The following is a 23,468-nucleotide window of genomic DNA, read 5'->3' as shown; positions in this document are numbered from 1 at the left end:
ATTGCAAGGAACCACGAAATGAGCGCAGTTCTCGACCCCCACGGTCACGCAGCAGGCCACGGCGACCACGCACACGACGATCACCACGATCACCATGCGCCCACCGGCTGGCGCCGCTGGGTGTTCGCCACCAACCACAAGGACATCGGCACGCTCTACCTGCTGTTCAGCTTCACGATGCTGATGGTGGGCGGCGTGCTTGCGCTCCTGATCCGTGCCGAGCTGTTCCAGCCCGGACTGCAGCTGGTGAACCCCGAGCTCTTCAACCAGTTCACCACCATGCACGGCCTGATCATGGTGTTCGGCGCGATCATGCCGGCCTTCGTGGGCTTCGCGAACTGGATGATCCCGCTGCAGGTGGGCGCCTCCGACATGGCGTTCGCGCGCATGAACAACTTCAGCTTCTGGCTGCTGATCCCTGCGGCGCTGATGCTGGTGGGCTCGTTCTTCATGCCCGGCGGCGCGCCCGCCGCGGGCTGGACGCTGTACGCGCCGCTCACGCTGCAGATGGGCCCCTCGATGGACGCCGGCATCTTCGCGATGCACATCATGGGCGCATCGTCGATCATGGGCTCGATCAACATCATCGTGACCATCCTGAACATGCGCGCCCCCGGCATGACGCTGATGAAGATGCCGATGTTCTGCTGGACCTGGCTCATCACCGCCTACCTGCTGATCGCCGTGATGCCCGTGCTCGCGGGCGCCATCACGATGACGCTGACCGACCGCCACTTCGGCACCAGCTTCTTCAACCCCGCCGGCGGCGGCGACCCGGTGATGTACCAGCACATCTTCTGGTTCTTCGGCCACCCCGAGGTCTACATCATGATCCTGCCGGCGTTCGGCATCATCAGCCAGGTGGTGCCGGCCTTCGCCCGCAAGAAGCTCTTCGGCTACGCCTCGATGGTGTACGCCACCTCGTCGATCGCCATCCTGTCGTTCATCGTGTGGGCGCACCACATGTTCACGACCGGCATGCCGCTGACCGGCCAGCTGTTCTTCATGTACGCGACCATGCTGATCGCGGTGCCCACGGCCGTGAAGATCTTCAACTGGATCGCGACCATGTGGCAGGGCTCGATGACCTTCGAGACGCCGATGCTGTTCGCCGTCGGCTTCATCTTCGTGTTCACCATGGGCGGCTTCACCGGCCTGATCCTGGCCGTCGCCCCCATCGACACGCAGCTGCAGGACACCTACTACGTCGTGGCGCACTTCCACTACGTGCTGGTGGCCGGCTCGCTGTTCGCCATGTTCTCGGGCTTCTACTACTGGGCTCCGAAGTGGACCGGCGTGATGTACAACGAGACGCGCGGCAAGGTGCACTTCTGGTGGTCGCTGATCTCGTTCAACGTGACCTTCTTCCCGATGCACTTCCTGGGCCTGGCCGGCATGCCGCGTCGCTATGCCGACTACCCGATGCAGTTCGCCGACTTCAATGCCGTCGCCTCGGTGGGCGCTTTCTTCTTCGGCTTCGCGCAGGTCTACTTCTTCCTGTTCATCGTGCTGCCCACGATGCGCGGCAAGGGCGAGAAGGCCCCGCAGAAGCCCTGGGAAGCGGCCGAGGGCCTCGAATGGGAAGTGCCTTCGCCGGCGCCCTTCCACACCTTCGAGAACCCGCCCAAGCTCGACGCGACCGCCACCAGGGTGATCGGTTGAGCGGATTCCCCGCACTTCGCGACGCACGATGACACCCGAACAGAAAAGGAACAACCGCCGCATGGGGCTCACGCTGGCCTCCATCGCGGTGGTGTTCTTCATCGGTTTCATCGTCCGCATGGTCTGGTTCAGCGGCCGCTGAACCAGCGCGCCGATCACGCGAAGCCAGCTTCAAGCAAGCAACGAACGGGAGCACAGCGCATGAGCCTCGGTCCACGCATCCGCCGCGCCAACGTCCGCATGGTCGGCAAGCTGGCCGTCGTGGCCTGCGGCATGTTCGCATTCGGCTACGCGCTGGTGCCGATGTACCGCGCGATCTGCGAGATGACGGGCATCAACATCCTCGCGCTCTCCGAGCTCGAGGTGCCGGGCGGCGCGAGCGGCGGCAAGAACGTGCGCGTGCCCGACAACACGCAGGTCGACAAGAGCCGCACCATCACTGTCGAGTTCGATTCCAACGTGCGCGGCGGCCTGTGGGACTTCAAGCCCGCGGAGCGGACCATCCAGGTGCACCCGGGCGAGCTCAACACGGTGATGTACGAGTTCCAGAACGTGCAGAACCGCCGCATGGCCGCGCAGGCCATCCCGAGCTACGCGCCGCAGCAGGCCGCGCCGTACTTCAACAAGCTCGAGTGCTTCTGCTTCAACCAGTACACGCTCGATCCGGGCGAGAAGAAGCAGTGGCCGGTCGCGTTCGTGATCGACCCGAAGATTTCCAAGGACGTGAAGACCATCACGCTGTCGTACACCTTCTTCGAGGTGGGCGGCAAGACGCCCGCGGCCCCGGTGGCCGCAGTTTCCGGCACCGCGAATGAGCCGCGCTCGTGACCGATCCGTCGAACCGGCCGAGGGCTTCGCTGTGGGACACGGTGAAGGCTGTGGGCTGGTCGTTCTTCGGCGTGCGCAAGAACAGCGCCTACCAGGAAGACCTGCGCAAGCTGAACCCGCTGCACATCATCGCGGTGGCGTTCGTGGCGGTGGTGGTCTTCGTGGTCGTGCTCGTGCTGGTGGTGCGCCATGTGGTCGCATCGGCCGGTGCCTGACGCAGAAGAAGCCTTCCACGGCAAGCAGAATCCATTGAACCGAGAGAAGAAAGAGAGCCAGGAGCTGATATGAGTTCAACCACCCACGGCACCACGCCCTACTATTTCGTGCCGGGCCCCTCGGCCTATCCGGTCTCGGCCGCGATCGGTTTGTTCTTCGTGATCCTGGGCGCCGCACAATGGATCAACGGCCACGAGTGGGGCGCATGGTCCCTGCTGATCGGCATGGTGATCTGGCTCGGCACCCTCTTCGCGTGGTTCCGCGCCGCCATCGGCGAGAGCGAGAGCGGCCAGTACGGCCACAAGATCGACCTCTCGTTCCGCTGGAGCATGAGCTGGTTCATCTTCTCCGAAGTGATGTTCTTCGGCGCGTTCTTCACCGCGCTGTGGTGGGCCCGCACCCATGCGCTGCCCACGCTCGGCAGCCTCGACAATGCGCTGCTGTGGCCCGACTTCAAGGCCGTGTGGCCCAGCGTCACGCCCGGCGCCACCGCTTCGCCGGCGGGCATCGTCGAGCCCTTCCAGACCGTCGGCCCGTTCTGGCTGCCCACGATCAACACCGCGCTGCTGCTGAGCTCGGGCGTCACGCTCACGATCGCCCACCACGCGCTGCGCGCCGGCCATCGCGCGCAGACCATCCGCTTCATGTGGCTCACCGTGCTGCTGGGCGTGATCTTCCTGGGCGTGCAGGGCTACGAGTACCACCACCTGTACACCGAGCTGAACCTCAAGCTCAGCTCGGGCACCTACGGCTCCACCTTCTTCATGCTGACCGGCTTCCACGGCCTGCACGTGTTCATCGGCATGCTGATGCTGCTGTTCATCACGCTGCGCCTGCGCAAGGGCCACTTCACGCCCGAGCGCCACTTCGGCTTCGAGGGCGCGGCCTGGTACTGGCACTTCGTGGACGTCGTCTGGCTCGGCCTGTACCTGCTGGTCTACTGGCTTTGAGCCGGGAAGCCAGGCCCTGTCACCCTTGCTTCATCGTGCGGCAGCGTTTCGCGATGGCATTTCATTGGTGACGGACGCTGGCGGCATTCCAGAAAGAAGGCGCCGGAAGGCGCCTTTTTCTTGGTTCTCCTGGCACGAGCATCATCTACTTGCCGAGCGGGAGCCCGGTTGGCTGGATGTATCCGAACTTCCAGGCGAGCAGCATGCAGAGGAACAAAAACACCGAGAGGCCGATCCGAAAGGTGAGCGCGCGCGCCATGCCGCCGCTCTTGGCGCGCCCGTTGCGCCCGTCCTTCAGCATGAAGTACAGGGCAAACGCGAGGCTCGCGAAGATGCCCACGAACACCAGGGCGACGAAGTATTTCATGACCCGCATTATCGGCCGCACCCCCCGTCCCCTCCAGTGAATCCCGTACCCCTGTATCCCGAAGGACGCCCACGCCGGGCCCGCTTCCTGGTCATCACCATTGCCGCCGCGATGACCGTGTCGGCCACCATTTCGCTCGGCCGCTGGCAGCTTTCGCGCGCCGCTCAGAAGGAGGCGCTGCAAGCCAGCATCGACGCCGAGAAGCAGAAGCCGCCGCTGACGCAGGCCGAGTTCCTCGCGCTCGGCAAGGGCTCCGATGCGCTGCACCGTGCGGTGCGCCTTCGCGGCCTCTGGCTGACGCCTCAGACCGTGTACCTCGACAACCGCCAGATGCACGGCACGCCCGGCTTCTACGTGCTGACGCCCTTCGCCCTCGAGGGCACCGAGCAGACGGTGATGGTGCAGCGCGGCTGGATCCAGCGCAATTTCGTCGACCGCACGAAGCTGGAGCCGGTCGAGACGCCGGCGGGCATCGTGGAAGTGACCGGCCTCATCGAGCCGCCGCCGAGCCATCTGCTGGAACTGTGCTCCTCCGCTGCGGCGCCCACGGCCGCCGCTTCTGCTGCCGCTCCTTCGCCTGCCGCCGCCGCTTCGGCCCCCGAGGCCCAGGCCCCCGCTGCGGCACCGGTCGCCGAAGGGTATTCGCCCATCCGGCAGAATCTCGACCTGGAGGCCTTCCGTGCCGAGACCAAGCTGCCGCTGCGCACCGACGTGTCGCTGCAGCAGAGCGGCCCGGCTTCCGAGGGCCTGCAGCGCGACTGGCCGGCCCCGGCGCTGGGCCTCGAGAGGCACTACGGTTACGCATTCCAGTGGTTCGGCCTGTCGGCCCTCGTCGTCATCCTCTATGTCTGGTTCCAATTCATCACGCCCCTCCGCCGCGCAAGGCGCCGCGCACGCGATGGCCGCTTCTGACGAGCCGCTGGGCCTGACGGTGCATTCGATGCCGTCGCCCAACCAGGCGCTCGACGGTGCGGAGGGCCGGCGCACGGCTATGGGGCGCTGGAAGATGATCGCGGTGATGCTGATGTGCGCCTCGCCGGTCATCGCCTCCTACTTCACCTACTACGTCATCCGGCCCGAGGGGCGCAGCGTCTACGGCGAGTTGATCGACCCGCAGCGCGAGCTGCCGAAGCTCACCGCCACCGACCGCAGCGGCGCGCCGGTGGAACTGAGCACGCTCAAGGGACAGTGGCTGCTGGTGACGGTGGGCGATGCCGCATGCGACACGCTTTGCGAGCAGCAGCTCTACCTGGCGCGGCAGCTGCGCGAGAGCCTGGGGCGCGAGAAGGACCGCATGGACCGCGTCTGGCTGGTGAGCGATGCCGCTCCCGTGCCCGAGCGCCTGGACAACGGCCTGCACGGCGCGACCGTGCTGCGCGTGCCGGCCGACCAGCTGGCGAAGTGGCTCGCACCCGCGCAAGGCCACTCCCTGGCCGAACACCTGTACGTGGTCGACCCCATGGGTAACTGGATGATGCGCTTTCCCGCCCGCATGGACGTCGCCGGCGCCGGCCGTGCCAAGCGCGACCTCGACCGCCTGCTGCGCGCTTCGGCGTCGTGGGACGAGCCCGGCCGCTGACGAAAGAAACGACGGACGCCGCATGGACAGCACGAGCTCGCTCTACGACCTGACGCCCATCGCCTGGCTCATGGCGGTCGGCGTCCTGATCGCGCTCGGGCCGCTTGTTTGGGTGTGGCGCCGCAATGCCGGCAGCGGCCCCGCGCGGCGGCTGCATGCGCTGACGGTGCTCACGCTCTTTCTCTCCTTCGACCTCACGCTGTTCGGCGCCTTCACGCGGCTCACCGATTCGGGCCTGGGTTGTCCCGACTGGCCCGGCTGCTACGGCAACGCCAGCCCGCACGGCGCGCGCCACGAGATCGCGATGGCGCAGTCGGCGCAGCCGACCGGGCCGGTGACGCACAGCAAGGCTTGGGTCGAGATGGTCCATCGCTACCTGGCCACCGGGGTTGGTGTGCTGATCCTCACGCTCGCCGCGGCCACCTGGATCGTCCGCCGCCGGCAGCGCCTCGCGCCGCCTTCCTCGACGGACGGAAGCGGGCACCATGCCACGCTGAGCGCCTGGTGGCCGGCCTTCACGCTGGTCTGGGTGTGCCTGCAGGGAGCCTTCGGCGCTCTCACGGTGACGTGGAAGCTGTTCCCGGCCATCGTCACGCTGCACCTGCTGGGCGCGGTGGTGCTGCTGGCGCTGTTGTGCATCCAGGCCGTCCACTACAGGCAGGCCGCGGCCGACCGGCTGCCCACCCCCGTGTCGCCCGCGCTGCGCAACGCCCTCATCGCGACCACCGTGCTGCTCGTGCTGCAGATCGCGCTGGGCGGCTGGGTCAGCACCAACTATGCAGTGCTGGCCTGCACGCAGTTCCCGACCTGCCAGGACAGCTGGTGGCCGCCCATGAACTTCTCCCAGGGCTTCGAGATCTGGCGCCACCTGGGCGTGACCGGTGACGGCCAGCCGCTCGATTTTTCCGCGCTCACCGCCATCCACTACGCGCATCGACTGATGGCCTATGCGGTGTTCGTCGCGCTCGGCGTGCTGGCCTGGCGCATGCGCCGCATCGTCGCGCTGCGGCCGCAGGCGCGATGGCTCGCCGGCCTCGCGCTGCTGCAACTGGCCACCGGACTGGGCAACGTACTGCTGGGCTGGCCGCTGGCCGCGGCCGTGCTCCATACCGGCGGCGCGGCGGCGCTCGCCGTGGTGCTCACCTGGGCGCTGTGCGAGAGCCGGCGCGCCCCGGCAGCGCGGTCTGCGCATGCCGGCGAAAATACGGCAGGTCACAACAACAGTCAGCGTCAGAGGAAGGCCGCCGCGTGAGCACCCCGATTTCCGTTCAGCAAACCGCCAGCACCAACGTGCTGCGCCAGTACTACGCGCTGACCAAGCCGCGCGTGGTGCAGCTGATCGTGTTCTGCGCGCTGATCGGCATGGTGCTGGCCATTCCCGGGCTGCCCTCATGGGCGGAACTGAAGCGCGCGGCCGTGGCCTGCATCGGGATCTGGCTGGTGGCCGGCGCCGCCGCGGCGTTCAACTGCCTGGTCGAGAAAGGCATCGACGCGAAGATGAAGCGCACCGCCTGGCGCCCCACGGCGCGCGGCGAACTCAGCGACAGGCAGGCGCTGGTGTTCTCGGCGCTGCTGTGCGCGGCGGGTTCGGCGCTGCTGTGGTTCCTGGTCAATCCGCTGACCATGTGGCTGACCTTCGCCACCTTCGTGGGCTATGCGGTGATCTACACCGTGATCCTCAAGCCGCTCACGCCGCAGAACATCGTGATCGGCGGCGCCTCGGGCGCGATGCCGCCGGTGCTGGGCTGGGCCGCGATGACGGGCAGCCTCGATCCGGGGGCGTGGATCCTCTTTCTCATCATCTTCCTGTGGACGCCGCCGCACTTCTGGGCGCTGGCCCTCTACCGCGTGGAGGACTACCGCAAGGCAGGCCTTCCGATGCTGCCCGTGACGCACGGCAACGAGTTCACGCGGCTGCAGGTGCTGCTCTACACCTTCATCCTTTTCGCGGCCTGCCTGATGCCCTTCATCTACGGCATGAGCGGCTGGCTGTACCTGGCGGTGGCGGTCGCGGTGAGCATCGGCTTCACCGGATACGCGTTCGCGCTGTGGCGCAACTACTCCGACACGCTGGCGCGCAAGACCTTCCGTTTCTCGCTGATCCACCTGAGCGTGCTGTTCCTGGCGCTGCTCGTGGATCACTACATCCAGTGAGTGAGCATCAAGTTTCAATGAACAAGCGCAACGCTCTTCGGCTGATGGCTGCAGGCGCAGGCTGGGCAGGCATCAGCGCCGCGCTCGGCCTGGGCCTTGCGGCGTGCAGCGAAGAAACCAGACAGAGCTTCAATGCCGTCGACATCACTGGCGCCGACTACGCCAAGAACTTCTCGCTGAAGGACGCCGACGGCAAGGTCCGCACCCTGGCCGACTTCAAGGGCAAGCTGGTCGTGCTGTTCTTCGGCTACGCGCAGTGCCCGGACGTCTGCCCGACCACCATGACCGAGATGGCGCAGGTCAAGCAGCAGCTCGGCAAGGACGGCGACAAGCTGCAGGTGCTGTTCATCACCGTCGACCCGGCGCGCGACACGCCCGAGGTGCTCAAGGCCTACATGGGCGCGTTCGACCCGAGCTTCGTCGCGCTGATTCCCACGGCCGACGAGCTCGCAGCCGTCGCGAAGGACTACAAGGTCTACTACAAGAAGGTCGACGGCAAGACGCCGACCAGCTACTCGATGGACCACTCCGCCGCCAGCTACGTCTACGACACGCAGGGCCGGCTGCGGCTCTACGCGCGCTACGGCGCGGGCGTGGCGCCGATGGTGTCCGACCTGAAGACGCTGCTGGCTTCCTGAGAGGGGCCGCCGCCTGATGTCCGCCACCGATCCGCTCGGGCACCTGAAGGGGCGCAAGGGCGCCTTCTGCATCGCGCTCATCCCGCCCGAGGTGCTCGATGCCCTCAACGACGGGCTGATCGAAACCGTCAACCTCAACGAGTTCCTCGCGCTCGAACTGCCGCGGCTGGCGCGCAGCGTTGCGGGCCACATCGGCCTCGATGCGCAGAGCGAGCGGCTGGCCGACACGATCGCGATGCTGGGCGCCTTCAAGCCGATGCAGCGGCATGGGCACATCGCCCGCGCCCTCTACGACCTGGCCGCGCTGCACGACGAGCGTGATGCCGTCGCGCACCGGCTGGCCACCCATGCGAGCGACGTGGCGCGCTGCTGGGCGGCGCAGTGGGTCACGCTTTCGGGCCTGCCGCTGGCGGCGCAGCTGGAGTCGGTGCGCCGATTCGCGGCCGACCCGCATTTCGGCGTACGCGAGATCGCGTGGATGGCGGTGCGCGACGCGGTGAATGCATCGCTCGACGAAGCGCTGGTGCTGCTGCAGCCGTGGGTGCTCGATGCCGACCCCAACATCCGCCGCTTCGCCAGCGAACTCACGCGGCCGCGCGGCGTGTGGTGCGCGCAGATCGAGGCGCTCAAGGCCGAGCCCTGGCGCGCCCTGCCGCTGATCGAACCGCTGCGCGCCGACGCCAGCCGCTATGTGCAGAACTCGGTGGCGAACTGGCTCAACGACGCGAGCAAGAGCCAGCCCGAGTGGGTCGACAAGCTCTGCGCACGATGGCTGGCGGAGTCGGATGCCGCCGAGACCCGCTACATCGCGAAGCGGGCGCTGCGGACGCTCTCGAAATGAAAAAAGCCCGGCAGGGCCGGGCTTCGTTCGTGAAGGGCAGGAGGGAAGAAGGAAAGGCTTACGCGTATTCCGCGAGTGCCTTCTTCATCTTCTTCATGGCCGCCACCTCGATCTGGCGGATGCGCTCGGCGCTCACGCCGTACACGGCAGCCAGGTCGTGCAGCGTCATGCCGCCCGAACCGTCGTCGTTGACCTTGAGCCAGCGCTCTTCAACGATGCGGCGGCTGCGGTCGTCCAGCGCTTCGAGCGCTGTCGCGATGCCGTCGCTCGACAGGCGGTCGCGCTGCTGCGATTCGAGCAGGGCGGTGGGTTCCTGCGAGGCATCGGCCAGGTAGGCGATCGGGCCGAAGGCTTCGTCGCCGTCGTCGGTCGGGCCCGGATCGAGCATCACGTCGCCGCCGGAGAGGCGGGTTTCCATCTCGAGCACTTCCTCGGGCTTCACGTTCAGGCGGGTCGCCATCTGCGAGACCTCGTCGGGGCTCAGGGTGTCGCGGTGCGTGCCGGTGTCGGCAAGGGCCGAGTCGGCCTTGAAGCCCTGCTTCATCGAGCGCAGGTTGAAGAACAGCTTGCGCTGGGCCTTGGTCGTCGCGACCTTGACCATGCGCCAGTTCTTCAGGATGTACTCGTGGATCTCGGCCTTGATCCAGTGCATCGCGTAGCTCACGAGCCGCACGCCCTGGTCGGGGTCGAAGCGCTTCACGGCCTTCATGAGGCCGACGTTGCCCTCCTGGATCAGGTCGCCGTGCGGCAGCCCGTAGCCCAGGTACTGGCGGGAAATGGAGACCACGAGGCGCAGGTGCGAAAGAACCAGCGCGCCGGCGGCTTCGAGATCGTTGTGGTCGCGCAGCTTGCGTGCGTAGCCCTGCTCTTCCTCGAGCGTGAGCATCGGCAGGCGGTTGGCGGCCGAAATGTAGGCGTCCAGGTTGCCCAGCGGGGGAACCATCGACCAGGGGTTGGCGACGGCCAGCTGGTTTGCAGAGACTCCAGACAGGGTTGTCATCAGGGGAAACTCCTTTGTGTTGGCCATATTAGCACTCGGTTAGAGGGAGTGCTAATCCAAGGGTTCCCTTGAATTTCTATCGCCGGAATAGCCAAAGCCTACCAGCGGATGCCAAGTCTTAGGAACAGCTTGGACAACACGAAAAGGGGACCGACCCAGAGATATTGGATGTCTTCGAAGAACGATGGCTTCTTGCCTTCGATCTTGTGGCCCACGAACTGGAAGACCCAGGCCACTACAAAGATAGCGGCTGAAACCGGCAATACAAGTCCCCCGAGCGCATGCACCACCACCAGCGCCAGGGCGGTCAGGACGAGCATGGCCGCCAGGAAGGCCGGGGCCCTCAGCAGCACGTAGTAGACGAGGCTGGCGGCCACGAAGAGATAGGCCACCCAGGGGTGGATCGAAAACAGCAGCCCGACGATGCTCAGCATGATGGCCGGGATGGCCACGAAGTGAATCAGCTCATTGGTCGGATTGCGGTGGCTTTCCTCGTAGTGGGCGAGCAGGCGATCGACCTTGCGGTCGCTGGCTTCGAGGGGCGCGGCGGCTGTGTGCGTCATGGCGAGTCTCCGTGGGCGCCGTGCGATGCGGCGGGACTTTCCATGGTGCCCACAGAGAAGCCCGATGGCAAGCGCGCATGCCATGTGAAAATGCTATCAAATAGGTAGCATAAAGAACTACAGCCACGCCGGTTGCCATTACTTTTTGCACTGTCACCAGAAGGTTGCACGGCTAAGATCGGCAGGTGCCTCCCTTCGACTCTCCTCCCGCCTCCCGATCGCCGGCCGCGGAGTCCGGTACGGCCGCCCGCACGCCTCGGGCGATCCTGGTCGTGGACGACCACGACCTGCTGCGCCTGGGCGTCTGCGCCCTGGTACAGGCCCAGTCCGGTCCCTCCGACGCGCGCATCGAAGTCTTCGAGGCCAGCAACGTCGCCGACGCGCTGCGGCTCTACGAAGCCAACCAGTCTTCCATCGGGCTGGTGCTGCTCGACCTGGCGCTTCCCGACACCCATGGCCTCAGCGGCCTGGCCGAGTTCCGGATGCGCTTTCCCGAGGCGCGCATCGTGGTGCTCTCGGGTACCGGCAACAGCACCCTGGCCCAGGGCGTGCTCGCGCTGGGCGCGGCCGCCTTCCTGCCGAAATCGGCGGACCTGAAGGAGGTCGTGAGCTTTATCCGCGCCTGCGGCCTGCTCGATGGCGGCCCCGACACCACGCAACAGCAGCAACCGGCGGCAGGCTCGGCCATGCCCGGCAGGGCGCTCAGCGGCTACGCCGAGTTCGCCCACGCCAGCGCCTGGCAGGAACTCACGCCGCGGCAGATGCAGGTGCTGCAATGGGTGCTGGAAGGCAAGGCCAACAAGGAGATCGCCCAGCTCGCGAACCTGAGCGAAGGCACGGTGAAGAACCATGTCTCGACCATCCTGCTGCTCTTCGGCATGCGTTCTCGCGCCCAGCTGATCAGCACCCTGCATTGAGCGTGCAGCCCGCCGCGCCAACCGCCCCGACCGCCGACCACGCGCTCGGCCTGCGGGTGCTGCGCGAGCACGTCGCCTCGGTCTACAGCACCTACAGTGCCTCGACGCTCACGCACATGGCCTTCGTGGTCGTGTTCGGCAGCATCATCTATTCGCAGCTGAAGGACCCGAGCCTTCTGTTCTGGCTTGCAGGCCTGCTGATGGCCGACGTCTACGTCTTCTTCACGCCGCGCTGGACGCCGTCGCGGCCGGTGCGCGAGAGCGCCTACTGGGCGCGCAAGATCTCGCGCGTGGTCACGCTGGTGAGCATGGTCACGGCGGTGGTGCCGTGGCTGATCGTGCCGCACAACAACCTGCCGATGACCTCGCTTCTGATGGCGGTGATCGTCGGCAGCTGCGCGCGGGCGGCGCAGTCGCTGTGGCCGCTGAAGCCGGCGCTCTTCGGCTACACCATGCCGATGTCGCTGGGGATGATCACCGCGCTGGCCTGGCAGGGCGACGGGCTGCACCTGTTCCTGGCGGCGGCCGGGGCGGCCTACCTGCTGCTGACGCTCCATGCCGGCATCGGCCAGCACAGGCTGCTGACCGAGTCGCTGATGCTGCGTTTCGAGAACGAGGCGCTGGCCGCGCGGCTCGGCGAGCAGATTGCCGCCACCGAGCGCGCGAGCGAAGAGAAGACCCGCTTCCTCGGCACCGCCAGCCACGACCTGCGCCAGCCGCTGCACGCCATCGCGCTCTTCGGCGCCGCCCTCGAGAACGAGCTGCGCGACCGCCCCGAAGGCCGAAACGCCGAGCGCCTGATGCGCGCAGTGAACGCGCTGGGCGCCTCGCTCGACACCATGCTCGACGTCTCGCGCCTGGACGCCGGCGTGATCACGCCGGCGCCCCAGCCGGTGCAGCTCGATGCGCTGTTCCTGCCGCTCAACCACACCTTCGCGGCACGCGCCGAGCAGAAAGAGCTTCAGCTGCGCGTGCGCGCCAGCGGCCTGTGGGTGCACAGCGACCCGCAGCTGCTGCACCGCATGCTGTCGAACCTGATGGACAACGCGCTGAAGTACACGATGCGCGGCGGCGTGACCGTCACGGCGCGGGAGCGCGGCGAGTCGGTGTGGATCGAGGTGCGCGACACCGGCATCGGCATCGCGCCCGAGCAGTCGGGCCGGATCTTCGAGGAGTTCTACCAGATCAACAATCCGGGCCGCGACCGCTCGCGGGGGCTGGGCATCGGGCTGTCGATCGTGCAGCGGCTGTCGCGGCTGCTGGGCCATCCGGTCCAGATGCATTCGCGCCCGGGGCGGGGCACGCATTTCCGGGTGGTGGTGCCCGTCGCGAGCGCCCCCGAGCGGGCGCCGGCCGGGCTGCTGCCGGCGTCCCTGTCCGGAGCGAGTGCCGGTGAGCGCAGGGCGCCGACGCTGGCGCTGCCCGGCCGCGTGCTGCTGCTCGACGACGAACTGGAGATCCGCGAGGCCATGATGGGCCTGCTGCGCTCCCATTCCATCGACGCCCAGGCCGTGGCGAACGAGGCTGCCGCCGATGCCGCCCTGCGCCATGCTGCACGCGAAGGGCGGCCCTTCGACCTGCTGATGTGCGACTACCGCCTGGCCGACGGCGTCGACGGCCTCGATGCCGGCCTGCGCCTGAGCCAGTCCGACGGCGCGGCGATGCCGCTGCTGCTCATCACCGGCGAGACCTCGCCCGACCGGCTGCAGCGCGTGCGCGAGTCGCAGGTGCCGGTGCTCTTCAAGCCGGTGGTGGCCGACCAGCTGCTGCAGGTGATGGCCGAGCTCAAGGTTGCCGGACAGCTCGGGCCGGCCTCGGCCGGTTAGCCTGCAATTGAATTCTTTTCTATTATTTTTGACGCCAGAAGCGGTGCGTAGGCGTTGTCTTCTGCGCTCCCCATGACTTTCGACACTGGTGGATGGGGGCGCGGTGACCTATCTTCACCGCATCGCGTTTCCGCGACAGGAGTAGGTAGGGGAGAGAGAGAAAAAGTGATCGGCCCCGGCGCAAGCCGGGGCCGTTTTTTTCTTGTCGGCCTGCCCGGCCGGTTTATCCCAGCAGTGCCTGCGCGAATTCGCGGGCGTTGAAGGTTTCGAGGTCTTCCAGCTTCTCGCCCACACCGATGAAATAGACCGGAATCGGCTTCTCCCGCGCGATGGCGCACAGCACGCCGCCCTTGGCCGTGCCATCGAGCTTGGTCACGATCAGCCCGGTGAGGCCCAGCGTCTCGTCGAAGGCCTTGACCTGCGCCAGCGCGTTCTGGCCGGTGTTGCCGTCGATCACCAGCAGCACCTCGTGCGGCGCCGTGCCGTCGGCCTTGGTGACGACGCGCTTGATCTTCTTGAGCTCGTCCATCAGGTGCAGCTGCGTCGGCAGGCGGCCGGCCGTGTCGACCAGCACCACGTCCTTGCCGCGGGCCTTGCCGGCGTTCACCGCGTCGAAGCTCACGGCCGACGGGTCGCCGCCTTCCTGGCTCACGATCTCGACGGTGTTGCGGTCGGCCCAGACCAGCAGTTGCTCGCGCGCCGCCGCCCGGAAGGTGTCGGCCGCCGCCAGCAGCACCGAGGCGCCTTCGTCGGCCAGGTGCTTGGTGAGCTTGCCGATGGAGGTGGTCTTGCCCGCGCCGTTGACGCCGGCCACCATGATCACGGTGGGAGTGAACTGGCCGATGACCAGCGGTTTCTCGAGCGGCTTCAGCAGGTCGGCCACGGTCTCGGCCAGCAATGCCTTGACCTGCGAGGCGTCGGTGGCCATCTGGCGCTTGACGCGGCTGCGCAGGTCGTCGAGCAGGAACTCGGTCGCCTTCACGCCGGTGTCGGCCATCAGCAGGGCGGATTCGAGTTCCTCGTACAGATCCTCATCGATCTTCGCGTTGACGAACACGGCCTGGATGCCGGTGCCGGTCTTGCGCAGGCCGGTCTTGAGCTTGTCGAACCAGCCCTTGCGCTCGGTGGCGATGGCGGCGGGTTCGGCAACCGGCGCGGCGGCGACTGGAGCCGGCGCGGGTACGGGTACGGGGGCGGGTGCCGCGGGCGCAGGGGGCGGGGAGGGCGGCACGACCGGGGCTGCGGCTGGTGACAGTGCCACCGTGGGGGCAGGGCCTGGCGCGGGCGCCGGTGCGGCGACGGGCGCTGGCGCCGGCTTTTCTTCCGCCGCCGGCTTCGAGCCGAACCAGCTCGAAGGCGAGAACACCGAGCGCGATGGCGCGGGTTCAGGTGCAGGCGCAGCCGGGGCCGGCGGGGTGGCTGCCGGCGCTTCGGTCGCCTCGGGAGGCGGTTTTTTCTTGAAGAAACTGAACATCGGGAGCTTTTTACAATCCGAGCCATTCTATGAAACACCTCCCGCCACGCCGTGCTGCGTCTGGTGCGGTGCTGGCGATGGCGCTCCTGGCGCCGTGGGCCGTGCCTGCCCAGGCCCAATCCGCCCCGCCTTCCGCCGCCGCAGCAGCAGCGGCTCCCGGCCCCCAGCAATTCACGCTCGCCAACGGCATGACGCTGATCGTCCAGCCCGACCGGCGCTCGCCCACGGCGGTGCAGATGGTCTGGGTCCGCGTCGGCTCCATCGACGAGGTCGACGGCACCTCCGGCGTGGCCCATGCGCTCGAACACATGATGTTCAAGGGCACCAAGGACATCAAGCCCGGCGAGTTCTCCCGCCGCGTCGCCGCCCTCGGCGGCCAGGAGAACGCGTTCACCACCCGCGACTACACCGGCTACTACCAGCAGATCCCGGTCGGCAGCCTCGAGCAGGTGATGAAGCTCGAATCGGACCGCTTCGCCAACAACCAGTGGCCCGACGACGAGTTCAAGCGCGAGATCGAGGTGGTCAAGGAAGAGCGCCGCCTGCGCACCGAAGACCAGCCGCGCGCCCTGCTCGGCGAGCAGCAGAACGCCGCTGTCTTCACTGCCTCTCCCTATCACCGCCCCGTGGTCGGCTGGATGAGCGACCTCGACGCCATGACGCCCGATGACGCGCGCGCGTTCTTCAGGCAGTGGTACGTGCCCGCCAACGCCGTCGTCGTGGTGGCCGGCGACGTCGATGTGGCGCAGGTGCGCGCCATGGCCGAGAAGTACTACGGCCGGATCCCCGCGCGCGCCGTGCCCGCGCGCAAGCCGCGCATCGAGCCGGCGCAGCGCGGCATCCGCCGCATCGAGCTGAAGGCGCCGGCCGAGCAGGCCTACGTGTCGCTCGCCTTCCGCGTGCCGCAGCTCGCCAGCATCGACGACGTGAACAGCGACGCCTGGGCGCTGGTGGTGCTCTCGGCAGTGCTCGACGGCTATTCCGGCGCCCGGCTCGACCGCGCGCTGACCCAGGGGCCCGACCGCGTCGCCGATTCGGCCGGTGCGTACTCGGGCTTCATCGGACGCGGCCCGCAGCTCTTCGTGCTCGACGGCGTTCCGGCCGCCGGCAAGAGTGCGGAGGTGGTCGAGGCCGCGCTGCGCGCCCAGGTCGCGCGCATCGCCAAGGAAGGCGTGGGCGAGGCCGAACTGGCCCGCGTCAAGACCCAGTGGGTGGCGAGCGAGACCTACAAGCGCGACTCCGTGATGGCGCAGGCGCGCGAACTCGGCAGCAACTGGATCCAGGGCCTTCCGCTGGACGCCAGCGAGCGCATCGTCGCGCGGCTGCAATCCGTCACGGCCGCCCAGGTGCAGGCCGTGGCCGCCAAGTACTTCGGCGACGACCAGCTCACCGTCGCCACGCTGCGTCCCCTGCCGCCCGAGTCCAAGCCGCGCGGCCGCGGTTTCGCCGCCCCCGCGGGCGAGATGCGCTGAAAGGTCACCATTCCCATGCAGAACACTCTCATGAAGACCGCGCGCCGCGCCCTGCTCGCCGGCGTCGTCGCCGTGGCGGGCATCACGGGCGCGCAGGCCGCGCTGCCCATCCAGCACTGGACGCTGGCCAACGGCGCCAAGATCTACCTGGTGTCGACCAACGCGCTGCCGATCGTGGATGCGCAACTCGACTTCGACGCCGGCAGCCGCCGCGACCCTGCCGCGCAGGCCGGCCTGGCCAGCGTGACCGCGACCATGGTCGAGAAGGGCGTGCGCGCCGGCAGGAACGGCGAGCCCGCGCTCGACCAGAACGCCCTGGGCGAGGCCTGGGCTGATCTGGGCGCGAGCTTCGACGTGAGCGCGGGCACCGACCGCACCAGCTATTCGCTGCGCTCGCTGTCCGATCCGGCGCTGCTGAACAAGGCGGTGGCGCTCGCAGCACGCGAGATCGGCGAGCCCTCCTTCCCTGACGACGTGTGGCAGCGCGAGCGCGAGCGCATCAACGCCGCCATCAAGGAGGCCAACACCAAGCCCGCCACCGTGGCCGGCCGCGCTTTCGCGGCCGATGTCTACGGCGTGCATCCCTACGGCCAGGAAGTGAAGGAGGAGACGCTCGCGCGCATCGACACCGCCGCCATGCGCCAGCGCTACCAGCAGCTCATCGTGCCGTGCCGCGCGAAGCTCAGCATCGTCGGCGCGGTCACGCGCGCGGAGGCCGAGACCATCGCCACCACGCTGCTGTCGCGCCTGCCCGGCCCCGAAGCCTGCACGCCGCTGCCGGCCATCGCACCGGTGGCTGCCCTGACCGCGCCGAAGGACGAGCGCATCGCCTTCGATTCGGCGCAGGCCCACGTGCTCATCGGCCAGCCCGGCTATCCGCGCAAGGACCCGGACCACTTCGCGCTCACGCTGGGCAACTACGTGCTGGGCGGCGGCGGTTTCGTCTCGCGCCTGATGAACGAGGTGCGCGAGAAGCGCGGCCTCACCTACAGCATCTACAGCGGCTTCGCGCCGGGGCTCGAGGCGGGCGCGTTCCGCGTCGGCTTCCAGACCCGGCCCGACCAGGCCGAGGAGGCCGTCAAGGTGTCGCGCGAGGTGCTCGCGAAGTTCGTGGCCGAGGGCCCGACCGCTGCCGAGCTGAAGGCCGCCAAGGACAACCTGATCGGCGGCTTCCCGCTGCTCCTGGACAGCAACCGCAAGCTGATCGGCAACGTCGCCAACATCGCCTGGCACGACCTGCCGCTGGACTACCTCGACACCTGGACCGCGCGCATGAACGCGGTCACCGCCGCCGACGTGAAGGCCGCCTTCCAGCGCAAGCTGCAGCCCGAGCGGATGGTGACGGTGGTGGTGGGCGGCAAGGAAGCCAAGACCGCCAAGGCGCAGCCGCAGACGGCTTCGCAGTGATCTCCTTCCCCTCCTGCGGGGCACCGCGGAGCCGGCTTTGCCGGGCTGCCGCTGTCGCCGCGGCGAGGGGACGGCGCAGGCTGGGGCCGCGCTACTCCAGGGCGTGCGGACCGCTCGTAGCGGCCGCGCGCACCGTGGCGCCGAGACGCTGCAGCAGCTTCGGCGCAGCGCGCGCGTGCTGCCAGTAGAGTGGCACCGGCAGCATCGAATCGGGCACCAGCTCGATCAGTCTTCCCTCCTTCAGCGCCCCGGCCACCATGCTGACCGGGTGCATGCCCCAGCCCATCCCCGAGCAGGCCGCCTCGACGAAGGCAGTGGGCGAGGGAATCCAGTGCCTGGGCGTCTCGACGTTGCGGTGGCAGATGCGCCGCACCCAGCGCGCCTGCAATCTGTCCTTGCGGTCGAACACGAGGCTGGGCGCGCTCGCCAGCGTGCGCGCGCCCACGCCCTTGGCGAAATGCTCACGCACGAAGCCGGGGCTGGCGGCAGCGACGTAGCGCATGGTGCCCAGCGCCTCGCTGTTGCAGCCGGCCACCGGCTGCGCCAGCGCGGTGACTGCCGCGAGCACCGCGCCGCTGCGAAGCCGCTCGGCCGTGTGGTCCTGGTCGTCCACCGTGAGGTCGAGCAGCGCGCCCGGCTCCTGTGCAGTGAAGGCTGCCGCGGCGGCGACGAACCAGGTCGCTAGCGTGTCTGCATTGACTGCCACGCGGATCGTGACGCGCTCGCCACCGGCCTCGTCGCCGCCCATGCCCAGGACGGGCAGGGCATCGCGCAGCTCGTGCTCCAGCATGCCCACGCGCTCGACATGCCGGCACAACTGCCGCCCGGCCTCGGTCGCCACGCAGGGCTGGCCGCGCACCAGCAGCGCGCCGCCGGTGCGCTCCTCCAGCTGCCTGATGCGCTGCGACACCGCGGAAGGCGTGACGTGCAACGCGCGCGCGGCGCGTTCGAAGCTGCCTTCGCGCACCACGGCGGCGAGGGCGTTCAGGGCGGCGTAGTCGAGCATGGGGTGCGGCTCAAGAGATGAAGAAAAACTGAATCAAATTAAGAAAGTTTAGTTTGAGTTAATCCGGTGCGGGCGGCATCCTCGAAGCATGCAAGCCGTACAAGTCACCACCGCCTTCGCCAACGGGCTCTTCATGAGCCTGGTCCTCATCGTCGCCATCGGCGCGCAGAACGCCTACGTGCTGCGCCAGGGCCTGCGCCGAGAGCACGTGGGCGCGGTGGTGCTGTTCTGCGCGGCCGGCGACGCGGTGCTCATCAGTGCCGGCGTGGCCGGCATGGCGCAGGCGCTGAACGGGCGGCCGATGCTTGCCACGGTGCTCGCGGGACTGGGGGCAGCCTTCCTGTGCGCCTACGGACTCAGGGCGCTGTGGCGCTCGCGGCAGCCGGCAGCGCTTCAGGCCTCGACGCAGGGCGCGGCGTCGCTGTCGCGCGCGGCGGTGGTGGCGCAGGCGGCGGGCTTCACGCTGCTGAACCCGCACGTGTACCTCGACACGGTGCTGCTGGTGGGCAGCGCTGGCGCGCAGTATGCGGGCCTGCTCAAGGTCTGGTTCGTGGCGGGCGCTGCCATGGCGAGCGTGCTGTGGTTCACCTCGCTGGGCTTCGGCGCGCGGCTGCTCGCGCCAGTGTTTGCGAAGCCCCGCGCCTGGCAGATGCTCGACGCGCTCATCGGCGGCACCATGCTCGTGCTGTCGGCGATGCTGCTGCGGCGCGCGTGGGCGGGGGCTTGAGAGGCCGGCGGATTTGGCGGCGTTAAGCTCGCCGCATGCCCCAGCACCAGAAGAAAGCAGCCTCACCCTCCCGATCCGCACCTGCCGGCAACAAGCCCAAGCCGGCGGTGAAGCGCCCCTCCAAACCCAGCGAGGTGCGCATCATCGGCGGCGAATGGAAGCGCACCCGCCTGGCCGTGGCCGACAAGCCCGGCCTGCGTCCCACGCCCGACCGCGTGCGCGAGACCCTCTTCAACTGGCTCGCGAGCCTGGCCGGCGCCGGTGGCGGCGAGCTTCCCGGCTGGCGGTGCGTGGATGCCTTCGCGGGCACCGGTGCGCTGGGTTTCGAGGCCGCCTCGCGCGGCGCGGCCAACGTGCTGCTGTGCGAGCAGGACCCCGCGCTCGTCGCGCAGATGCAGGCGATCAAGACCAGGCTCGAAGCCGAGGCCGTTCGCGTCGAGCGCGGCAACGGCGTCACCGCGCTCGAGCGCGTGCCCGCGGGCAGCCTCGACGTCGTCTTCCTCGATCCGCCCTTCGACAATCTCGCGCTCTACGAGCCCGCGCTTCGTGCCGCCGCGCATGCGCTGCGCCCCGAGGGTTCCGTGTATCTCGAGGCCCCGCGCCGCTGGAGCGGCGAGGAGCTCGCGGCCCTGGGCCTCGCCGAGTTCCGCTACCTGAAGGCCGGCGCCGTGCATGCCCATCTGCTGCGGCCCGCCGCGCAGGGGACTGCATAATCCGCCGGACAAGCCGCACCGGCAGCATGAGGAAGAAGCAACCATGGCCAGCAACGTCATCGCGGTTTATCCCGGCACTTTCGATCCCATCACCCTCGGTCACGAGGACGTGGTGCGCCGTGCCACCCAGCTCTTTTCGAAGGTGATCGTCGCCGTCGCGGCGGGCCATCACAAGAAGGCGCTTTTCACTCTTTCCGAACGCATCGACATGGCCCGCGAGGCCGTGAAGCCCTACAGCGACCAGGTGTCCGTCGAGAGCTTCTCGGGCCTGCTGCGCGACTTCGTCGTCGCGCGCGGCGGCAAGGCCATGGTGCGCGGCCTGCGCGCCGTGACCGACTTCGACTACGAGTTCCAGCTCGCCGGCATGAACCGCTCGCTGATGCCCGACGTGGAAACCGTCTTCCTGACGCCGAGCGACAAGTACCAGTTCATCTCCAGCACCTTCGTGCGCGAGATCGCGATGCTCGGCGGCGAGGTCCACAAGTTCGTCTCTCCCAACGTGGAGCAGCAGCTGGCGGCGAAGGTCCGCAGCCTCGGGCGTGAGTAAGTTCTCCCCCAGGCTGCGCGCACTTCGTGTCGCTTCGCCAACCCCCTCGCCGGGGGCGACACCGGTGGCCCTGCAAAGCCGGTTCCACGGTGTCCCGCGAATGGTTCACGCCGAACTGCAAGCGGGTGTGAGGTGAGCGGCACGCCCTTGCCCCGCCTGCATCTGCTGGGCGACGCAGCACTGCTGTGCGACCTGCCCGCGCCCGCCACGCTTGCGCAGCAGCAGCGCATCTGGGCGCTGGCCGAGCATGCGCGGGAGTGGCCCGGCATCGGCGAGACGCTGCCGGGCATGAACAACCTGACGCTCACCTTCGATCCGACCGTGATCGATCTGGACACGCTCACTGCCTACGTGCTCGAGGCCTGGCCGAAGCTGTCCGCCGGCGTTGTCAGCGGCCGGCTGGTCGAGATCCCGGTGGCCTATGGCGGCGAGCACGGGCCCGACCTGGGCGACGTCGCGGCGCACACCGGCCTCACGCCGGCCGAGGTGGTGCGGCGCCATACCGGAGCCGAGTACGTCGTCTACCTGCTGGGCTTCCTGCCCGGCTTCAGTTTCATGGGCGGACTGCCGCCCGAACTCGCCACGCCGCGGCGTGCCGAGCCGCGTCTTGCGGTGCCGGCGCGATCGGTCGGCATCGGCGGCGAGCAGACCGGCATCTATCCGCTGGTGTCGCCGGGCGGCTGGCAGCTGATCGGCCGCACGCCGCTGGAGCTGTTCGATCCCGCGGCCGAGCCGCCGACGCTGCTGCGTCCCGGCGACCGCGTGCGCTTCGTGGCCGAGAGCGTGCAGACATGATCGCCATCCGCAAACCCGGCGTGCTCGCCTCGGTGCAGGACCTTGGCCGTCACGGCCATCGCCAGCTCGGCATCTGCCCGGGCGGCGCGCTCGATGTGCTCGCGCTCACGCTGGCCAACCGGCTGGTGGGCAATGCCGATCGCGCGGCAGGGCTGGAGCTCACCATGGGCGGCTGCGAACTGCAGTTCGAGGCCGACACGCGCATTGCCTTCACCGGGGACGACTTCGGCGCCACCCTCGACGGCGTGCCGCTGTGGCCCTGCTGGAGCGTGCCGGTCGCGGCCGGCCAGACGCTCAGGCTCGCGGGCGCCAATGCACCCGGCACGAGGAAGTCCGGCGTGCGAAGCTGGCTGGCGGTGGCGGGCGGCGTCGACGTGCCGCCGGTCCTCGGCTCGCGCAGCACCGATCTCAAGGCAGGCTTCGGCGGCCTCCAGGGCCGCGCACTGCGCAAGGGCGACCGGCTGCCGACCGGCGTTTCGGCGCTCGATGCCGCGCAGCGCGAACGCCGGCCTTTCGGCATCCGTGGCCCCGACTGGGGCGCGGCCGAGGACGATGGCGCCATTGCGCTGCGCGTGCTGCCCGGCCCCGAGTTCGAACTGTTCACGCTGGCCGCGCGCGAGCAGCTCTGGGGCGAGCGCTGGCGCATCACGCCGCAGAGCAACCGCATGGGCAGCCGGCTCGAAGGCGCCGAGCTCAAGCGCAAGCGCAGCGGCGACATGCTTTCCTCCGGCGTGATCCCCGGCACGATCCAGGTGCCGCCTTCGGGCCAGCCGATCATCCTGATGGGCGACGCGCAGACCACCGGCGGCTATCCGCGCATCGGCGTGGTCATCCGCGCCGACCTCTGGAAGCTCGCGCAGGCGCCGCTCAACGGCAGGCTGCGCCTCGTGCAGGTCGACCAGCCGCAGGCGCTGGCCGCATGGGCCGACCAGCAACGCTACCTCTCGCAGGTGGCGCAAGGGCTTGCGGCTGCGGGCTGGCCGGCGGCGTCATAGACTGGGCTGAAACCGAGAGAGAAAGAAAGGACCCCTCGCCATGCAGATCGACCTCAACGCGGACCTCGGCGAAGGCGCCGGCAACGACGAAGCGCTGCTCGCGCTGGTGAGCTCCGCCAACATTGCCTGCGGCTGGCACGCCGGCGATGCGAAGACCATGCAGCAATGCGTGCGCTGGGCGATGCGCAACGGCGTGGCCATCGGCGCGCACCCCAGCTTTCCCGACCGCGAGAACTTCGGCCGCAGCACCATGCACCTGCCGCCCGAGGAGATCGTCGCCAACGTGCTCTACCAGGTGGGCGCGCTCGCGGCCATCGTGAAGGCCGAGGGCGGCAGGCTCTCGCACGTGAAGGCCCACGGCCAGCTCTACAACCAGGCCGTGAAGGAGCCCGAACTCGCCGATGCGCTGTGCGAGGCCGTGCGCCGCTTCGACCCCTCGCTCAAGTTCTTCGGCCTCGCGGGCAGCAACATGATCGACGCGGCCCGCCGCGCCGGCCTCGAACCCGTGGAAGAGGTGTTCGCCGACCGCGGTTACATGCCCGATGGCAGCCTCGTGCCGCGCAGCCAGCCCGGCGCGCTGATCGAGAGCGAGGAACAGTCCCTCGCGCAGACCCTCTCGCTGGTGCGCGACCGCCGCGTGACCGCCATCGACGGCAGCGTGGTGCCGGTCAATGCGCAGACCGTCTGCCTGCACGGCGACGGCGCCCATGCGCTGGCCTTCGCGCGTCGCATCCGTGAGCGGCTGGAGCAGGAAGGCATAGCCGTAGGGGCCATGGCCTGACGGCCCAATA

At 68.6% G+C, this 23,468-nt stretch carries 26 protein-coding genes; 21 read left to right on the top strand and 5 right to left on the bottom strand.

The window, feature by feature from the left end; genetic code table 11:
• Nucleotides 1-18: 18 nt before the first annotated feature.
• From ctaD to ACTJLF_RS04675, 5 genes are all read left to right on the top strand, one after another.
• A complete protein-coding gene (gene ctaD / locus ACTJLF_RS04695) occupies nt 19-1,662 on the top strand; it encodes a cytochrome c oxidase subunit I (RefSeq protein ID WP_019656112.1) in 1,644 nt (547 codons plus the stop codon).
• 28 nt (nt 1,663-1,690) lie between these two features.
• Nucleotides 1,691-1,804, top strand: coding sequence for a cytochrome oxidase small assembly protein (locus ACTJLF_RS04690; RefSeq protein ID WP_019656111.1), 114 nt, complete (start codon nt 1,691-1,693; stop codon nt 1,802-1,804).
• Between the two features lie 59 nt (nt 1,805-1,863).
• A complete protein-coding gene (locus ACTJLF_RS04685) occupies nt 1,864-2,490 on the top strand; it encodes a cytochrome c oxidase assembly protein (protein WP_019656110.1) in 627 nt (208 codons plus the stop codon).
• On the top strand, nt 2,487-2,705 hold the full coding sequence (locus ACTJLF_RS04680) for a DUF2970 domain-containing protein (RefSeq protein ID WP_019656109.1): 219 nt from the start codon (nt 2,487-2,489) through the stop codon (nt 2,703-2,705). Before ACTJLF_RS04685 ends, ACTJLF_RS04680 begins: the two co-directional genes overlap by 4 nt.
• Before the next feature lie 69 nt (nt 2,706-2,774).
• Nucleotides 2,775-3,656 carry a cytochrome c oxidase subunit 3 gene (locus ACTJLF_RS04675; protein ID WP_440882599.1) on the top strand — a complete coding sequence of 294 codons (882 nt, stop codon included), beginning with the start codon at nt 2,775-2,777 and terminating at the stop codon, nt 3,654-3,656.
• Nucleotides 3,657-3,801: 145 nt separating this feature from the next.
• On the opposite strand, the gene ACTJLF_RS04670 is transcribed toward ACTJLF_RS04675, so the two are convergent.
• Nucleotides 3,802-4,032 carry a twin transmembrane helix small protein gene (locus ACTJLF_RS04670; protein ID WP_019656107.1) on the bottom strand — a complete coding sequence of 77 codons (231 nt, stop codon included), beginning with the start codon at nt 4,030-4,032 and terminating at the stop codon, nt 3,802-3,804.
• Between the two features lie 27 nt (nt 4,033-4,059).
• On the opposite strand from ACTJLF_RS04670, the gene ACTJLF_RS04665 reads away from it, so the two are divergent.
• The 6 genes from ACTJLF_RS04665 to ACTJLF_RS04640 are packed head-to-tail and all read left to right on the top strand — an operon-like array spanning nt 4,060 to nt 9,235.
• Nucleotides 4,060-4,935 (top strand): SURF1 family protein, encoded by an 876-nt coding sequence (locus tag ACTJLF_RS04665; RefSeq protein ID WP_440882598.1) that lies wholly within the window; start codon nt 4,060-4,062, stop codon nt 4,933-4,935.
• Nucleotides 4,922-5,602, top strand: a complete 681-nt coding sequence (locus ACTJLF_RS04660; RefSeq protein WP_440882597.1) for an SCO family protein — start codon at nt 4,922-4,924, stop codon at nt 5,600-5,602. Before ACTJLF_RS04665 ends, ACTJLF_RS04660 begins: the two co-directional genes overlap by 14 nt.
• A gap of 22 nt (nt 5,603-5,624) precedes the next feature.
• Entirely contained in the window at nt 5,625-6,854 is a 1,230-nt protein-coding gene (locus tag ACTJLF_RS04655) for a COX15/CtaA family protein (RefSeq protein ID WP_132753662.1), read from the top strand.
• The gene (gene cyoE / locus ACTJLF_RS04650; protein ID WP_132753664.1) at nt 6,851-7,756 is read left to right on the top strand and encodes a heme o synthase; all 906 of its coding nucleotides are present in this window, start codon (nt 6,851-6,853) and stop codon (nt 7,754-7,756) included. Before ACTJLF_RS04655 ends, cyoE begins: the two co-directional genes overlap by 4 nt.
• Before the next feature lie 17 nt (nt 7,757-7,773).
• The gene (locus ACTJLF_RS04645; RefSeq protein WP_019656102.1) at nt 7,774-8,394 is read left to right on the top strand and encodes an SCO family protein; all 621 of its coding nucleotides are present in this window, start codon (nt 7,774-7,776) and stop codon (nt 8,392-8,394) included.
• Between the two features lie 16 nt (nt 8,395-8,410).
• Entirely contained in the window at nt 8,411-9,235 is an 825-nt protein-coding gene (locus tag ACTJLF_RS04640; protein WP_440882596.1) for a DNA alkylation repair protein, read from the top strand.
• A 58-nt stretch (nt 9,236-9,293) separates the two neighbouring features.
• Here the strand turns inward: ACTJLF_RS04640 and rpoH are convergent, their stop codons facing one another.
• Nucleotides 9,294-10,235 carry an RNA polymerase sigma factor RpoH gene (gene rpoH / locus ACTJLF_RS04635; protein ID WP_019656100.1) on the bottom strand — a complete coding sequence of 314 codons (942 nt, stop codon included), beginning with the start codon at nt 10,233-10,235 and terminating at the stop codon, nt 9,294-9,296.
• A 98-nt stretch (nt 10,236-10,333) separates the two neighbouring features.
• Nucleotides 10,334-10,798 carry an Mpo1 family 2-hydroxy fatty acid dioxygenase gene (locus ACTJLF_RS04630; protein ID WP_019658587.1) on the bottom strand — a complete coding sequence of 155 codons (465 nt, stop codon included), beginning with the start codon at nt 10,796-10,798 and terminating at the stop codon, nt 10,334-10,336.
• Between the two features lie 185 nt (nt 10,799-10,983).
• Here ACTJLF_RS04630 and ACTJLF_RS04625 point away from each other — a divergent pair, with 185 nt between their 5' ends.
• A complete protein-coding gene (locus tag ACTJLF_RS04625) occupies nt 10,984-11,715 on the top strand; it encodes a response regulator transcription factor (protein ID WP_126184564.1) in 732 nt (243 codons plus the stop codon).
• Nucleotides 11,712-13,541: an ATP-binding response regulator gene (locus ACTJLF_RS04620; RefSeq protein ID WP_132753670.1), complete on the top strand. Its 1,830-nt coding sequence runs from the start codon at nt 11,712-11,714 to the stop codon at nt 13,539-13,541. Before ACTJLF_RS04625 ends, ACTJLF_RS04620 begins: the two co-directional genes overlap by 4 nt.
• Nucleotides 13,542-13,764: 223 nt before the next feature.
• Here the strand turns inward: ACTJLF_RS04620 and ftsY are convergent, their stop codons facing one another.
• The gene (gene ftsY, locus ACTJLF_RS04615; RefSeq protein ID WP_132753672.1) at nt 13,765-15,015 is read right to left on the bottom strand and encodes a signal recognition particle-docking protein FtsY; all 1,251 of its coding nucleotides are present in this window, start codon (nt 15,013-15,015) and stop codon (nt 13,765-13,767) included.
• 77 nt (nt 15,016-15,092) lie between these two features.
• Here ftsY and ACTJLF_RS04610 point away from each other — a divergent pair, with 77 nt between their 5' ends.
• On the top strand, nt 15,093-16,487 hold the full coding sequence (locus ACTJLF_RS04610) for a M16 family metallopeptidase (RefSeq protein ID WP_409327483.1): 1,395 nt from the start codon (nt 15,093-15,095) through the stop codon (nt 16,485-16,487).
• A gap of 15 nt (nt 16,488-16,502) precedes the next feature.
• Nucleotides 16,503-17,894 (top strand): M16 family metallopeptidase, encoded by a 1,392-nt coding sequence (locus tag ACTJLF_RS04605; protein WP_440882595.1) that lies wholly within the window; start codon nt 16,503-16,505, stop codon nt 17,892-17,894.
• Nucleotides 17,895-17,985: 91 nt separating this feature from the next.
• Here the strand turns inward: ACTJLF_RS04605 and ACTJLF_RS04600 are convergent, their stop codons facing one another.
• Nucleotides 17,986-18,900, bottom strand: a complete 915-nt coding sequence (locus tag ACTJLF_RS04600) for a LysR family transcriptional regulator ArgP (RefSeq protein ID WP_440882594.1) — start codon at nt 18,898-18,900, stop codon at nt 17,986-17,988.
• A gap of 88 nt (nt 18,901-18,988) precedes the next feature.
• Here ACTJLF_RS04600 and ACTJLF_RS04595 point away from each other — a divergent pair, with 88 nt between their 5' ends.
• The 6 genes from ACTJLF_RS04595 to pxpA all read left to right on the top strand — a co-directional run bounded on the left by ACTJLF_RS04595 (nt 18,989) and on the right by pxpA (nt 23,458).
• The gene (locus tag ACTJLF_RS04595) at nt 18,989-19,627 is read left to right on the top strand and encodes a LysE/ArgO family amino acid transporter (RefSeq protein WP_440882593.1); all 639 of its coding nucleotides are present in this window, start codon (nt 18,989-18,991) and stop codon (nt 19,625-19,627) included.
• 35 nt (nt 19,628-19,662) lie between these two features.
• A complete protein-coding gene (locus ACTJLF_RS04590) occupies nt 19,663-20,340 on the top strand; it encodes an RsmD family RNA methyltransferase (RefSeq protein WP_354412284.1) in 678 nt (225 codons plus the stop codon).
• 43 nt (nt 20,341-20,383) lie between these two features.
• Nucleotides 20,384-20,887, top strand: coding sequence for a pantetheine-phosphate adenylyltransferase (gene coaD / locus ACTJLF_RS04585; RefSeq protein WP_019658578.1), 504 nt, complete (start codon nt 20,384-20,386; stop codon nt 20,885-20,887).
• Between the two features lie 147 nt (nt 20,888-21,034).
• Complete coding sequence (gene pxpB / locus ACTJLF_RS04580) at nt 21,035-21,682, top strand: 5-oxoprolinase subunit PxpB (protein ID WP_019658577.1); 648 nt, start codon at nt 21,035-21,037, stop codon at nt 21,680-21,682.
• On the top strand, nt 21,679-22,677 hold the full coding sequence (locus tag ACTJLF_RS04575; protein WP_440882592.1) for a biotin-dependent carboxyltransferase family protein: 999 nt from the start codon (nt 21,679-21,681) through the stop codon (nt 22,675-22,677). Before pxpB ends, ACTJLF_RS04575 begins: the two co-directional genes overlap by 4 nt.
• A 40-nt stretch (nt 22,678-22,717) precedes the next feature.
• The gene (gene pxpA, locus ACTJLF_RS04570; protein WP_126184557.1) at nt 22,718-23,458 is read left to right on the top strand and encodes a 5-oxoprolinase subunit PxpA; all 741 of its coding nucleotides are present in this window, start codon (nt 22,718-22,720) and stop codon (nt 23,456-23,458) included.
• Nucleotides 23,459-23,468 lie beyond the last annotated feature (10 nt).

The sequence above is a fragment of the Variovorax sp. 22077 genome (assembly GCF_052044195.1).
Lineage (GTDB): Bacteria > Pseudomonadota > Gammaproteobacteria > Burkholderiales > Burkholderiaceae_C > Variovorax > Variovorax atrisoli.
The sequence above is the reverse complement of the archived record's forward strand: the minus strand, read 5'-3'. Positions and strand labels throughout refer to the sequence as shown.

Excerpts from the sequence above, each read along its gene's own strand:
- ACTJLF_RS04590 (WP_354412284.1), top strand. The coding sequence starts at position 19,663 with ATGCCCCAGCACCAGAAGAAAGCAGCCTCACCCTCCCGATCCGCACCT.
- ACTJLF_RS04605 (WP_440882595.1), top strand. The coding sequence starts at position 16,503 with ATGCAGAACACTCTCATGAAGACCGCGCGCCGCGCCCTGCTCGCCGGC.
- ACTJLF_RS04670 (WP_019656107.1), bottom strand. The coding sequence starts at position 4,032 with ATGCGGGTCATGAAATACTTCGTCGCCCTGGTGTTCGTGGGCATCTTC.
- ACTJLF_RS04595 (WP_440882593.1), top strand. The coding sequence starts at position 18,989 with ATGCAAGCCGTACAAGTCACCACCGCCTTCGCCAACGGGCTCTTCATG.
- ACTJLF_RS04575 (WP_440882592.1), top strand. The coding sequence starts at position 21,679 with ATGATCGCCATCCGCAAACCCGGCGTGCTCGCCTCGGTGCAGGACCTT.
- rpoH (WP_019656100.1), bottom strand. The coding sequence starts at position 10,235 with ATGACAACCCTGTCTGGAGTCTCTGCAAACCAGCTGGCCGTCGCCAAC.
- ACTJLF_RS04645 (WP_019656102.1), top strand. The coding sequence starts at position 7,774 with ATGAACAAGCGCAACGCTCTTCGGCTGATGGCTGCAGGCGCAGGCTGG.
- ACTJLF_RS04685 (WP_019656110.1), top strand. The coding sequence starts at position 1,864 with ATGAGCCTCGGTCCACGCATCCGCCGCGCCAACGTCCGCATGGTCGGC.
- ACTJLF_RS04660 (WP_440882597.1), top strand. The coding sequence starts at position 4,922 with ATGGCCGCTTCTGACGAGCCGCTGGGCCTGACGGTGCATTCGATGCCG.
- coaD (WP_019658578.1), top strand. The coding sequence starts at position 20,384 with ATGGCCAGCAACGTCATCGCGGTTTATCCCGGCACTTTCGATCCCATC.
- ACTJLF_RS04690 (WP_019656111.1), top strand. The coding sequence starts at position 1,691 with ATGACACCCGAACAGAAAAGGAACAACCGCCGCATGGGGCTCACGCTG.
- ACTJLF_RS04675 (WP_440882599.1), top strand. The coding sequence starts at position 2,775 with ATGAGTTCAACCACCCACGGCACCACGCCCTACTATTTCGTGCCGGGC.
- ftsY (WP_132753672.1), bottom strand. The coding sequence starts at position 15,015 with ATGTTCAGTTTCTTCAAGAAAAAACCGCCTCCCGAGGCGACCGAAGCG.
- ACTJLF_RS04600 (WP_440882594.1), bottom strand. The coding sequence starts at position 18,900 with ATGCTCGACTACGCCGCCCTGAACGCCCTCGCCGCCGTGGTGCGCGAA.
- ACTJLF_RS04655 (WP_132753662.1), top strand. The coding sequence starts at position 5,625 with ATGGACAGCACGAGCTCGCTCTACGACCTGACGCCCATCGCCTGGCTC.
- pxpA (WP_126184557.1), top strand. The coding sequence starts at position 22,718 with ATGCAGATCGACCTCAACGCGGACCTCGGCGAAGGCGCCGGCAACGAC.
- ACTJLF_RS04630 (WP_019658587.1), bottom strand. The coding sequence starts at position 10,798 with ATGACGCACACAGCCGCCGCGCCCCTCGAAGCCAGCGACCGCAAGGTC.
- ACTJLF_RS04610 (WP_409327483.1), top strand. The coding sequence starts at position 15,093 with ATGGCGCTCCTGGCGCCGTGGGCCGTGCCTGCCCAGGCCCAATCCGCC.
- ctaD (WP_019656112.1), top strand. The coding sequence starts at position 19 with ATGAGCGCAGTTCTCGACCCCCACGGTCACGCAGCAGGCCACGGCGAC.
- ACTJLF_RS04640 (WP_440882596.1), top strand. The coding sequence starts at position 8,411 with ATGTCCGCCACCGATCCGCTCGGGCACCTGAAGGGGCGCAAGGGCGCC.